Here is a 12,431-nt window from a genome sequence, read left to right as displayed (position 1 = left end):
TGCTGGTCAGTGGGCTGTGGCAATGTGAGAGAATTCTACCCAAAACCCGCGCGCCGTCCGCTACCTCTCGAGGCGCGCACCGACTTCATTGGGAGAATTCATGGGCTTTCTCGCTGGCAAACGAATCCTGCTGACCGGCCTGCTGTCGAACCGTTCGATCGCCTACGGCATTGCACAGGCCTGCAAACGCGAAGGCGCGGAACTGGCGTTCACGTACGTCGGCGACCGCTTCAAGGATCGCATCACCGAATTCGCGACCGAGTTCGGCAGCGACCTCGTGTTCCCGTGCGACGTCGCCGACGATGCGCAGATCGACGCGCTGTTCGCGTCGCTGAAGACGCGTTGGGACAGCATCGACGGCGTCGTTCATTCGATCGGCTTCGCGCCGAGCGAGGCGATTGCCGGTGATTTCCTCGACGGCATGACGCGCGAGAACTTCCGCATCGCACACGACATCTCCGCGTACAGCTTCGCCGCGCTCGCGAAGGCCGCGCTGCCGATGCTGTCGCCAAATGCCGCGCTGCTGACGCTGACGTATCTCGGCGCCGAGCGCGCGATTCCGAACTACAACACGATGGGTCTCGCGAAGGCGTCGCTCGAAGCGAGCGTGCGTTACCTGGCTGTATCGCTAGGCGCGAAGGGCGTGCGCGTGAACGGCATTTCAGCCGGCCCGATCAAGACACTGGCGGCAAGCGGCATCAAGGGCTTCCGCAAGATTCTCGATTTCGTCGAAGACAATGCGCCGCTCAAGCGCAACGTGACGATCGAGCAGGTAGGCAACACCGCGGCGTTCCTGCTGTCGGATCTGGCGAGCGGCGTCACCGCTGAAATCGTGCACGTCGACAGCGGTTTCAATGCGGTGGTTGGTGGAATGGCCGCAGCGGCGGAGTAACACGATTCGCGCACGACGCGTGCGTGTCGCGAGATTTGAATGGCCATAAAAAAACCGCCCTGCCCGGGCGGTTTTTGTTTGTCTGCGCGTGCTGCCCGGTGCGCGCCTAGTGCCAGCGACGGCCGCGATCGCCATGATCACCGCGATCGCCACGATCCCAACGGCCCTGCGGATGACGACGATACCATTCGTCGCGACCCCAGTAGCGGCGGCCATCCCAGTAGCGGTCACCATGCCAGCCGATCACGACTGTCGGGCCACCATAGCCGTACACCGGTGCGCCATACACGGGCGCCGGCTGATACACGACCGGCGGAGGCGGCGGTGCATAGACCGGAGCCGGTGCGATATAAACCGGTGCGGGAATACCGATGTTCAGGCCGATGTTCACGTGAGCCATCGCTGCGCTCGATGCGCCAATTGCCAATGCCCCGATCACCAGCGTAACAAGACGAGCGGACTTCATGGATTTCACCTCTTCTGGGAACATGTTTTGTTGACTCGACTATAGCGCACGACGCGCTTCCCGCATATTTCACGTTTGTAATAACTGATGCAGCAGATCGCATCGAAGTACGCTGGGTAACGTCTCGTTACATCTCTGCCTAGTGTGTGATTCTCGCCGCCTGGTGCGGCTTGCGGGGCAATCCCGTTGGCTGGAAAAAATCTCGCGCCACGCATTTACCTGGGCATGCCAGGTAAATTTAGCGTGAATCGATGCGCGCTTTAAGCATCGCTCGACTCGGTACTCCGCGTACTGGTTTTCGCGGAATCGAACCCCTGCGTATACAGCAAGCCCCAGCGATTTTGCGGTGCTAAACTGCGCGACTTCGACAGGCAACCGGAAGTCGCAGCGTGAGTCACTCCTTCGATACGTTGATCATCGGTGCCGGCTCGGTGGGCATGGCCGCCGGCTACTTTCTCAGTCGCGCCGGCCAGCGCGTACTGCTGCTTGATGCAGGCGATCCGCCGCACGATGGCGGCGCGCATCACGGCAGCACACGTCTGATCCGGCATGCATATGGCGAAGGCGCCGGCTACGTGCCGCTCGCGCTGCGCGCGCAGCAATTGTGGCTGGAGCTGGAGGCGCAAACCAGCACGCCCATTTTCGCGCGGACCGGTGTGCTCAATATCGGCGACGCGGATGAGCCGTTCATCACCGAGGTGCAACGCGGCGCGGCACTGCACGGGCTGCGTCTCGACGTGCTCGACGGCGTGGCCGCATCGCGTCGCTGGCCTGGCTGGCGACTCGATGCGCATCAGGTCGTGTGCCACGAGCCCGATGCGGGCGTGCTGTTCTGCGAAGAGGCCGTGCGCGGTTATCGGCGGCTCGCGACGCAAGCCGGCGCAGTACTGCGCCCGCACACGACGATCGCGCACATCGAAACCAGCGACACCCACGTCGTTGCCATCACCGCACAGGGCGAGCGTTACGAAGCACGGCACGCGATCGTCTGCGCCGCACGGTCGAGCCGCGCGCTGCTGCGCGAGCTCGGCATCGCCATTCCGGTGACGCGCCTGCGTAAGACCTTCGCGTGGTTCGACGCCGATCCGTCACGCTTCGGCCCTTCCGCTTTCCCCGGCTTCTCGATGTCGTCGGAACTCGGGCAGTTCTACGGCTTTCCCGATCTCGAAGACGCGGGTCTCAAGGTCGGACGACACGACGGCGGACAGATCCTCGATGCCGACGCGATGCTCGCGCCGTTCGGCGAGCACCCCGAGGACGCCGACGATCTCCAGCGCTTTATCGCGCGTTACCTGCCGGAGGCCGGCGCGTTGCGTGTCGGCAAGACCTGTCAGTACATCATGACACCGGACTCCGACTTCATCGTCGACCAGCTACCGGGCCATCCGAACCTTCACGCCGCGACGGGTTTCTCCGGACACGGTTTCAAGTTCGCCAGCGCGCTCGGCGAAGCGTTGAGCGAGCGCGTGATCGATGGCGCGAGCCGTGCGGACCTGTCGCTGTTCTCACTTGCGCGCTTCGCCGGCGCCTGAAACTTCATGGGCGGCATCACAGAGAACGCGTTCGACCGCCGTCCGAAAGAGCCCACAAAAAAATAATCCGGCGCCGCCGGAATAATCGTCTTTCCCCGCGGTTCACCCCAATGACACGGCAATCGACACGTACGGGCACGCTGCTGCGCCCGGCATCCGCCGCTCTCCCCTACCGTCCGCGAGGAATAACCATGAAAGTTTCGCTTCCCCTTAAAGCGGCGTTGCTTGCCGCGCTTTGCGCATCGTCCGTTTTCCAGGCCGCCTCCGCACAAATCACCCAGCCCGTGCTGGCCCACAATGTCGTGCTCGTGCACGGCGCGTGGGCCGACGGCTCCAGCTGGAACGACGTGATCACACGTCTGCAGGCAGCCGGTCTGCACGTCACCGCTGTGCAGAATCCATTGTCGTCGCTGGCCGATTCGGATGCAGCCACACGCCGGGCGATCGCGCAGCAGGATGGCCCCACCGTACTGGTCGGCCATTCGTGGGGTGGCACCGTCGTGAGCGATGTCGGTACGGACCCGAAGGTCTCGGCCCTCGTCTACGTTGCCGCGCGCGCACCGGATGCGAACGAAGATTTCGTCGCGCTGCAGGGCAAATTCCCGACGACGCCGGTCCGCGCCGGCGTGCAGAATCACGATGGCTTGACGACAATCTCCGAACCGGCCTTCCTGAATTATTTCGCGAACGGCGTCACGCCGGACCGGGCGAAGGCGCTGTATGCCGAACAGTGGCCGACCGCGGCTTCGCTGTTCGGCGAACGCACGACAGCCGCCGCATGGCACACCAAGCCGAGCTGGTACGCGGTATCGAAGTACGACGAGACGATCAACCCTGACTTCGAACGCTTCCTCGCGAAACGCATGCACGCGACCACCGTCGAAGTGGATGCGGGTCACCTGTCGCTCGTGTCGAATCCGCAGGAAATCGCGAACCTGATTCTCGCGGCTGCTGGTCGCCGTCCCAGTGCCGCGATGGTTCCGAACGCCGCATCGACGACGAACTGAAGCTGGTCCTCTCCGCGCGGCGTGTGCTGCATGCCGCGTGCCGTGTCGGCACGGTTATGATGCAGGATCTTCACGTGTCGACGTTCGATGATGGCCTTCGAACGTCGGCCGTGAATGATCGCCAACGTATCCCAACCGCCCGACCGCCATGCACCATCACCCGCCTGTCGTCTTCATTCACGGTTTCATCGGCACGCTCGCAGTAAACGGACACGTCCCGTCATTGCCGGAACGCACGAGCATCGCGCCGGATCTGCTGGGCTACGGCGCCTGGCGCAATATCCCGCCCGAGTCGATCTCGCTTGCCGCGCAGGCGGAGCATGTGCACGGACTCATCGAAGTGCAGTTCGGCTCCACGCCAGTCGACGTCGTCGGTCACTCGGTCGGCGGAGCGATTGCGATGCTGCTCGCGCACGCGCATCCGCAATCCGTTCGACGGATCGTCAACGTCGAAGGCAACTTCACGCTGGCCGATGCGTTCTGGTCGGCGTCGGTGGGACGCATGAGCGAACAGGAAGCCGACGCGATGCTCGCCGGTTTTCGCAGCGATCCGCTTGCGTGGCTCGGCGGTTCAGTCCCGCATGTAACGCCCGACATGCACGACATCGCCGCCGGTTGGCTCGCGCATCAGCCGGCTTCGACTTTGCGTGCAATGGGGCAGTCGGTGGTCACGACGACTGGCGACAACCGTTACCTCGCGATGGTCCGTGAGGTGTTCGAGCGGCATCCGGTGTACCTGCTCGCAGGCAAGCGTTCGCGCGATGAGTGGAATGCGCCGGACTGGGCAATCGAGCAATGTGCGAGCTTCCAGACGCTCGAGGACTGCGGCCATTTGATGATGCTCGAACAGCCCGATGCGTTTGTGGCGGCGATCGAACGCTGCCTGGGTTGAGCGGCCGTGCGCGCACGACGCCAGTTGATTTCGAGGAAGCCTCACGCTATGCCGACACAGCGCGCAATTCCGCAATGTCCCGTTTAGGCGGCGTGCCTCGAGCAGCCGTACCTGCTTCTGATACCGCATCGGCGTCAGCGATGTGAGCATCTTGAAGTGCTGGCAAACCGCGAGGGACTCATCCGGGCGGTGTCCGCGAGTTGTTCGATGTGGACCGGCCTCGCGATCTCGTCGAGCAGGATCTGGATCGTTTCTGCGATCAAGGATTCCGCGACACATACAGCCCTGAAACGATACCACTCCAGTCACCCGCAATTAGTACCCGCTGCCGTCCGTTTCAAGCTCGCGTGCCGGAATAATTTTCCGCCAGATTATCCCTGGTTAATGAGGTGGTGGCGGTCCATTTAATATTCCGCCACTCGTTCGTTTTATATACTCTCCAGACTCGAAAAACCCTCAAAAAGCCTGTCGCAACAAAGTCATTAATAGTCCGGTTACGCGCGGAGTTACTCGATGAGTTTTCTACCCAATGGAAACGGCGGTATGGCGGGAGGCGGGCTTTTCCCGTCCGGGCTCTCGAACCTCGGTTCGATCGCGGGAGCCGCGAGTCAGGCGGGCGCACTTGCCGGCGTCCCCGGAACCGGTCTGATCGGCGGCGCGACGAAAGCCGTCCAGCTCGCGCAGACAGGCATGTCGCTGCTCGGCAAGACGCCCGCGTCGATTGCCGATGCGCTCAACAGCACGTCCGGCGCGCAACCGAAACTGACCCAGGACAACCGCTTCGTCACGATGGATTCGCCGCTCGGCAAGGACGTGCTGCTCGTCAATGCCGCGGTGATCGACGAATACGTGAATCAGTTGCCCGAGATTCACCTCGACCTGCTTTCGCACCAGAACAATATCGAAGCCGAACAGGTAGTCGGACAACTCGTCTCGATCACGCTCGATCCGCAAGGCTCGAGGCTGGCCAGCATGACTACCGCGTCTTCACAAGGCGATAAACGGTATTTTCATGGGTATGCGGTGTCGTTCGGACGCGTCGGCAATTCGGGGGCCGTCACCCGCTATGAGATGACGGTCGTGCCGTGGTTCTGGTTTTTAACGCGCTCGACCGATTGCCGTATTTTCCAGAACCAGACCGCGCGCGACATTCTCTCGGAGATATTCACGGAGCACGGTTTCCAGGATTTCGAATTCAATCTGAAAACCGCGCAGGTCCCGCTTGAATACATCGTGATGTACGGCGAGTCCTATTACAACTTCTGCGCCCGTCTGATGGAACAGGAAGGACTGATCTGGACGTACCGCTACGAGAAGGACAAGCACATGCTCGTGGTCGCCGACGGCAACGACGTGTTCCAGCCCGTACCGCAGATGGATTCGGTGCCCTACTACGCTGACAGCTCGGCGAGCGAACTGAACGGCATCGACGGCTGGGACGAGGCGTTCAACTTCCGCGTCGGCAAGATCGTCTATCGCGACTTCAACTACAACACACCGTCCACGCCGCTGATGCATGTCGAAGTGCCGACGGTGCTGAAGAATCCGAACATCGGCACCACCGAGCGCTACGAATATCACTCGCTCTACGACCACGGCGACGATGGCAACCGCTATGCGCGCTACGCGATGCAGGCCGAGGAAGCGCTCGCGCGCAAATTCAACGGCACCGGCTTCGCGTGGCGCATGACGACGGTGGGCCGCTTCAAGCTGACCAATCACGATACGTCCACGTACAACGACAAGGAGTTCGCGGTCCTGCACGTGCGGCATCACGCGGTGAACGACTACTCGCGTCACGAAGCGGATCTGCCGTATCGCAATTCGTTTGCCTGTCTGCCGATCGACATCCCGTTTCGTGCCGAGCGACGCACGCCGAAGCCGTACATGCAGGGCATGCAGGCTGCGATCGTCGTGGGACCGAAAGGCAATCCGATCTATACGGACGGCAGCCGCATAAAGCTGCATTTCATGTGGGACCGTCGCGGCAAGAGCGACGGCACGGACTCGATGTGGATTCGCGTGTCGCAGCCCTGGGCCGGCGCGGGCTGGGGCGGCAGCACGATTCCGCGGGTCGGTCAGGAAGTGATCGTCGCCTTCAACGAGGGCGATCCGGACAACCCGGTCGTGGTCGGCCGCGTGTTCAACGGCGAAGCGGCGAATCCGTATCACGGCTCGGCCGGTGAGACGATGGGGATTCGCAGCCAGACGATTCAGGGGCAAGGAGCGAACGAACTCATGATGGGCGACGTGAACGGTGCGCAAATGCTCTTCATGCACGCGCAGAAGGATATGCACACCGTCGTTCAGGACGGGCAAAAGACCCAGGTCCTGAAGGGCAACCGGACCATCGAGGTCGGCAAGGGGGACCACGCGACGACCGTGGCGGTCGGCAACCTGACCAACGTTGTCGCGCAGGGCGATACGCTGCACCAGACGCCACAAGGTAATCACACAATCGAGACTAACGAATTGTGGATCAAGGTCGGAGGCGACGGCGGTACGGTGCTGCACATGACAAAGGAACTCATTGAACTGTACCAGGGGGGCTCGGTGATTTACCTTGATTCGAAAAGTATCAACGTGCAGGCCGCCCGCACAGACATTAACCCGAAGAACAAATAGCAGGGGTGACGGAACATGTACCAGATACAGGAAGGCACGCTGGCGCTGCCGGTCGAGTGGCAAGACAAGACGATGAACGTGTTCGTGTCATCGGCAACAGGAACTGAAGGCGTGAGTTTCGTCATCACTCGCGAGCGGATGCCGTGGGGGATGAAATTCGAAGAGTACATCGCGAGTGAAATCCGCAAGGTTGCAAAGCAGGTGCCGGATTATGCCGAGGTACTAAATGAAAAGGCCACAGTATCGGGACGCGCTGCGCAGGTACACGAGTACACGTGGATCAACAATCACGCTCCGATTCAACAGCGGTTGACGATGGTCGAATACGGCCAGGTCGTGCTGATGCTCACCTTTACGACGCCGGGCGCGATAAGTGATTCGCAACGCCAGCTGATGCAGGAAATGATCTCGAGTCTGAAACTGGTCGAACCAGGCTGAGGCCGCGATGGCAGACACGCCAAACTACGACGAGCCAGGCGGTAGCGCCCGCGATCGCCTGGCGAATATCCAGCATCTGGAAGACGGCGACGCAGCCAAGGCCGCCGATCAGGCGTTTTACGGCCACGCCAACGACGCGATGCTGGGTGCCGACGTTGGCATGACCACAGTTGAAGGCGCTGGAGCAGGCCTGGGGGCCGCGGGGACCGCCTTGCTTGGAGGGGCAAGTGGTTCTGCGGCGTTGGGTGCCGGCGCCATCGCGACGGGTACTGTCCTGCTGCCCATGACGATTGCGATTGGCGGCGCCTACGCGGCGCAGAAGTTAGGCGTGACCGACTGGATAGCGGATAAATTCGTATCGGCCGGCGACGCGCTGGGACTGACCATTGGCCGTGGTGATCCGCACCCTGCCTGCGTAGGAGACAAGGTCGCGCACTCGAGCGCATTCTGGGGCATCGTGGCGGGGATCGCGGTCGGGGTGGCCATTGGTGCTGCCGTGGCGGCGACAGTCGCTACGGGTGGGCTGGCAGGCGCCGTGATCGTCGGTGCCTGTATGGCGGGCGGCTTGACGCTGGGGAGCGCACTCGCTTCAGCGAGCCAGCATATGGGAAGCGACTGCGGCGAGATCAAGACCGGCTCGGACGACGTGTACTTCGAGGGCAGAAAGGTCGCACGCGTCACGGATCTGGTGAAGTGCGACCATCACTCGGATATGCCTCAGCCGATCGTCGATGGCAGCAAGACGATTTTCGTCAATGGCCTGGCACTTGCCCGGATCGGCCACGAGACGCACTGTAGCGGCAAGATTAATTCAGGGCGCAACAGCATCTGGATCGACAGGACGACTGCGCAATACGGTCCGAAGAATCCGGAACTGACGGCCGGGCAAGAGTTCCTCGCGGGTCTGCTGGGCGCGGCCATCGGCGCGGGAGTCGGAAAGTGGGCAGGCGGCAAACTGCGTGAAAGATTCCGGCCGAAGGCGACAGAATCGGCGGAAGTCGCTGGCAGAAACGACGAAACAACGTTATGCAAGGAAGACCCGATCGATGTCGCGACGGGCGAGATGGTCGAGATTCGCATTGACGTCTCTATTCCTGGTGTCTTACCGCTTCAGCTCGCCCGACGGTATCGCACACACTCGACCGATTCGGGTCTGCTTGGGCCGAAGTGGTCGACAAGCTGGTCGCAACGACTCGACCTCGCGGACGGACACCTTGTCAGGTTCCACAGTGAAGGCGGTCAGACGATCACCTTTGTTGCCCCGGATCCATGGCTTGACGGCATCAATCTGCGAGCGCCGCGATACCGTCTGACCGGCACGCGCGACGAGCCACGTATTCTGGACCATAAAACACGACAGGTTCTGGTGTTCGCGCCCCTCGCCCACGGACGCACGTCAAGAATTGAGCGGATTGAAGATCTGAACGGCAATGCAATTGCCTTCACGTATGACCCGGACGATCGTCTGATTGCGTTGGCGCACAGCGACGGATACCGGTTGGACCTCGACTACTACGGTTCCCGGCGCGTGGTGAACACGATCGTCCTGCGTGAGGCCTCCGGCAAAACGCAGACACTCACCGAGTATGCGTACGATGGTTCGATGCTTGCGCGCGCGGCGAGCTTCCAGTGCGGAGACTTCCACTACACGTACGACGTGAATGGCTGGATGACGGGCTGGCGCGATAGCGACCAGACCGACGTGCGCTATCTCTACGACGATGCAGGTCGCGTAATCGAAACGGGAACACGGCAGGGCTATCACACAGGCCGATTCATCTATGAGGACGGCCGTACACGTGTAATCGATGGCGATGGCGAATGGTTCTACGAGCACAACGCGGACGGGCTGGTCACCGTAGAGACCAACCCGCTCGGACACTCCACACTGCGTGAATGGGGGCTGGGTCGACTGCTCTCGCAGACTGATGAACTCGGCCGGCGATCCCGATTCCATTACGATGAAACGGGCAATCTGCTGGCGATCGAGGAGCATACGGGTCGCGTGAGCAGGTTCGAATATGACGATAACCGCCTGATGACTGCGGTCGTGTTGCCAGACGGTGAACGCGTCAAGCTCGAATACGATCGTCTGCGGCGATTGATTGCCCGCACGGCACCGGACGGAACGGTAAGGCGCTACCGTTACGGTGAACGAGGCGAACTCCTGCGCGTCGTGGATGGTGAGCGCGAAACCCGCTTCGATTATGACGCGCAGCTGAGGTTGATCGCGACACGATTACCGTCCGGTGCCCGATTTCGTACTGCATTCGATGTGTTCGGTCGCCTTGTCGAAAAAGCCGATCCAGATGGGAATATCGCGCGATACGATTATTCTGCGGGCCCCGATAACCCACACGGCGCGCTCGCGCAAGCGGTACAGGCGGATGGCTCAATCATCAGAACGCGCTACAACGGCGAAGGCCTGCCCGTCGAACAGATCGATCCGCTTGGACGTGTAGCCCGAAGGGAGTACGGCCCATTCGATCTGGTTACCGCGGAGATCGACCCGGCCGGCCATGCTACCCGTTTCGAGTATGACCACGCGACGCGGTTGACCAGAGTCGTGAACGCGCTGCGGGAAACGTGGGAGTGCCACTACGATGCAGCGGGCCGGCTCGTGACGGAGATCGACTGGGGTGGTCGCAAGACGCAGTATGAGCGCGATGCGGCTGGCCGGGTACTGACCAGGACGTTGCCCGATGGCGGCACGTGGCGCTATACGTATGACGCCTTTGACCGCCCGGTAATGATCGATGCGGGTGATGTGAAGCAGGTCTACACGTACGACGATCTGGGGCGCTTCGCAACTGCCGAAGTACATGGCGAGTCTACGCATGTCACCCGATTCGCCTACGATGAAAAGGGCCGCCTGATCGGGGAAGATCAGCACGGACACCTCCTCAAACATGTCTACGACAGGCAAGGCAGGCGTCGGGTACGAGTGACGCCGCATCGGGAGACCGAGTATGAGTACGACGCGCTCGGCGTACTGACCAAGGTCGGACCGATAGCAATTTTGCGCGACGAACTCGGGCGTGAAACCGGCCGGCAGGTGGGGGACTTCGTATTGCAACGGCAATACGATTCCATGAGCCGTCTGAGCCGGCAGGTCGCCGGTCCGCGCTCAGCCATCGAGGACATGCAGTCCGATCCCGTGCGTGCGCTGGAACAACTGACGCGCCAGCTATATGCGTACGACGCTGCGGGGCAACGTAGCCAGCTCGACACCGATAGCGACACACTCACGTATCAGCACGATGTCCGGGGGCAGGTCACGGAAGTGCAGAGCCTCCGGCAGCCTTCCGAACACTATCGTTATGACGCGAACCTGAATATCGCTTCGCACGGTAGCCAGGGGCCGGTTGATACCCACCAGTACCTGGCAGGGGGACTTCCTGAACGCGTTGGCCACGCGCGCTATCGATATGATGCTCGCGGTCGCACGATCGAGAAGACTGTCGACCAGCCGGGTTTCAGGCCAAAGACGTGGCAGTACACATGGGACGGCATGAACCGGCTCGTGAAGGTACGCACTCCGGACAGAGGAGTCTGGACTTATCAGTACGACGCGTTTAACCGCCGCGTGGAGAAACGCGTCATAGGCGCGCGTGAATCGGTCAGGTTTCTTTGGGATGGCTCGAGACTTGCCGAGCAGTGGCAGGAGAAGGATGGTACGACCGCGCTGGCAGTGACGTGGCACATTTCGCCAACCGACTTTTCGCCCCTGGCACAGGAAACAGACCGGGGCCTGTATCCGGTGTTGTCCGACCAGACCGGGTTGCCGCAGGCGATGTTCGACGAAAGCGGCCAGCGAGTCTGGTGCTCGAAGTATTCGTTATGGGGACAACAGGTTGAACAAATCAGGGGTGCGAATGACGATAGCGCACTCGACGTGAGTCTGAGGTTTGCAGGCCAGTGGGAAGACGAGGAAAGTGGCCTTCATTATAATCTCCAGAGGTACTACGATCCGGCAACCGGGCGATATCTGAGCGTCGACCCTATCGGACTCGAAGGCGGACTGAACACGCACGCGTATGTGCATGACCCCCTGCAGTGGTGTGATCCCCTGGGGTTAGCGCTGTGCCAATGGGACAGCAAGGTGCGTCGCTGGCGAGATAGCTCCGGCAGGTTCATGGCCCGGCCAACTGACTTGCCAGCTGGAAAACCGATGAGTGCTACGGTGTATCGATATGAGCAACCAGATCGGATGGCAACCACATGGGACGCTCACAAATGGAACGTCGCTTCGGACCACCGTTATACCGCGGAAGGCCAGGGTGGAGTGTATGGCGCCAGTTCACCGGAAACAGCTCTGGCGGAAGTTAACCACTATAAAGTCGATCTCTCGACACGTGAATTAACAAGCAAGGATGTTTCACTCAATAATGTTCTTGATCTGACGGATAGCAACGTGAGAAATCAATTGGGCGTTTCACTCGATGACATAACGGGAAACACATATCCCGTTACCCAGAAGATAGGCAACATGGCGGCTGCAAATGGGTATGATGGTATCCTCGCTCCATCGGCCCGAAACCCTGCGGGCAATAATTTGATCTCATTTGCTGGATTCTGA

At 61.1% G+C, this 12,431-nt stretch carries 8 protein-coding genes; 7 read left to right on the top strand and 1 reads right to left on the bottom strand.

Translation table 11 applies throughout. The annotated features are described in order from the left end of the window. The first annotated feature begins 100 nt into the window (after positions 1-100). Positions 101-892 (top strand): enoyl-ACP reductase FabI, encoded by a 792-nt coding sequence (fabI, locus tag ACREXZ_RS19230; protein ID WP_431765703.1) that lies wholly within the window; start codon positions 101-103, stop codon positions 890-892. Between the two features lie 106 nt (positions 893-998). On the opposite strand, the gene ACREXZ_RS19225 is transcribed toward fabI, so the two are convergent. Next, the gene (locus ACREXZ_RS19225) at positions 999-1,358 is read right to left on the bottom strand and encodes a hypothetical protein (protein ID WP_431765702.1); all 360 of its coding nucleotides are present in this window, start codon (positions 1,356-1,358) and stop codon (positions 999-1,001) included. Positions 1,359-1,747: 389 nt separating this feature from the next. On the opposite strand from ACREXZ_RS19225, the gene solA reads away from it, so the two are divergent. The 6 genes from solA to ACREXZ_RS19195 all read left to right on the top strand — a co-directional run bounded on the left by solA (position 1,748) and on the right by ACREXZ_RS19195 (position 12,431). Further along, complete coding sequence (gene solA, locus ACREXZ_RS19220) at positions 1,748-2,890, top strand: N-methyl-L-tryptophan oxidase (RefSeq protein WP_431765701.1); 1,143 nt, start codon at positions 1,748-1,750, stop codon at positions 2,888-2,890. Positions 2,891-3,081: 191 nt separating this feature from the next. After that, a complete protein-coding gene (locus ACREXZ_RS19215; RefSeq protein ID WP_431765700.1) occupies positions 3,082-3,897 on the top strand; it encodes an alpha/beta fold hydrolase in 816 nt (271 codons plus the stop codon). A 148-nt stretch (positions 3,898-4,045) separates the two neighbouring features. Continuing rightward, positions 4,046-4,789 carry an alpha/beta fold hydrolase gene (locus tag ACREXZ_RS19210; RefSeq protein ID WP_431765699.1) on the top strand — a complete coding sequence of 248 codons (744 nt, stop codon included), beginning with the start codon at positions 4,046-4,048 and terminating at the stop codon, positions 4,787-4,789. Positions 4,790-5,302: 513 nt separating this feature from the next. Next, a complete protein-coding gene (locus tag ACREXZ_RS19205) occupies positions 5,303-7,414 on the top strand; it encodes a type VI secretion system Vgr family protein (RefSeq protein ID WP_431765698.1) in 2,112 nt (703 codons plus the stop codon). Positions 7,415-7,429: 15 nt separating this feature from the next. Continuing rightward, on the top strand, positions 7,430-7,852 hold the full coding sequence (locus tag ACREXZ_RS19200) for a DcrB-related protein (protein WP_431765697.1): 423 nt from the start codon (positions 7,430-7,432) through the stop codon (positions 7,850-7,852). A 7-nt stretch (positions 7,853-7,859) separates the two neighbouring features. Then, complete coding sequence (locus ACREXZ_RS19195) at positions 7,860-12,431, top strand: RHS repeat-associated core domain-containing protein (protein WP_431765696.1); 4,572 nt, start codon at positions 7,860-7,862, stop codon at positions 12,429-12,431.

Origin of the sequence: Paraburkholderia sp. (genome assembly GCF_050742655.1) — a bacterium.
Taxonomy (GTDB): domain Bacteria; phylum Pseudomonadota; class Gammaproteobacteria; order Burkholderiales; family Burkholderiaceae; genus Paraburkholderia.
The sequence above is the reverse complement of the archived record's forward strand: the minus strand, read 5'-3'. Positions and strand labels throughout refer to the sequence as shown.

Coding starts and splice junctions, on each gene's coding strand:
- ACREXZ_RS19210 (WP_431765699.1), top strand. CDS start 4,046: ATGCACCATCACCCGCCTGTCGTCTTCATTCACGGTTTCATCGGCACG.
- ACREXZ_RS19195 (WP_431765696.1), top strand. CDS start 7,860: ATGGCAGACACGCCAAACTACGACGAGCCAGGCGGTAGCGCCCGCGAT.
- ACREXZ_RS19200 (WP_431765697.1), top strand. CDS start 7,430: ATGTACCAGATACAGGAAGGCACGCTGGCGCTGCCGGTCGAGTGGCAA.
- ACREXZ_RS19205 (WP_431765698.1), top strand. CDS start 5,303: ATGAGTTTTCTACCCAATGGAAACGGCGGTATGGCGGGAGGCGGGCTT.
- ACREXZ_RS19225 (WP_431765702.1), bottom strand. CDS start 1,358: ATGAAGTCCGCTCGTCTTGTTACGCTGGTGATCGGGGCATTGGCAATT.
- ACREXZ_RS19215 (WP_431765700.1), top strand. CDS start 3,082: ATGAAAGTTTCGCTTCCCCTTAAAGCGGCGTTGCTTGCCGCGCTTTGC.
- fabI (WP_431765703.1), top strand. CDS start 101: ATGGGCTTTCTCGCTGGCAAACGAATCCTGCTGACCGGCCTGCTGTCG.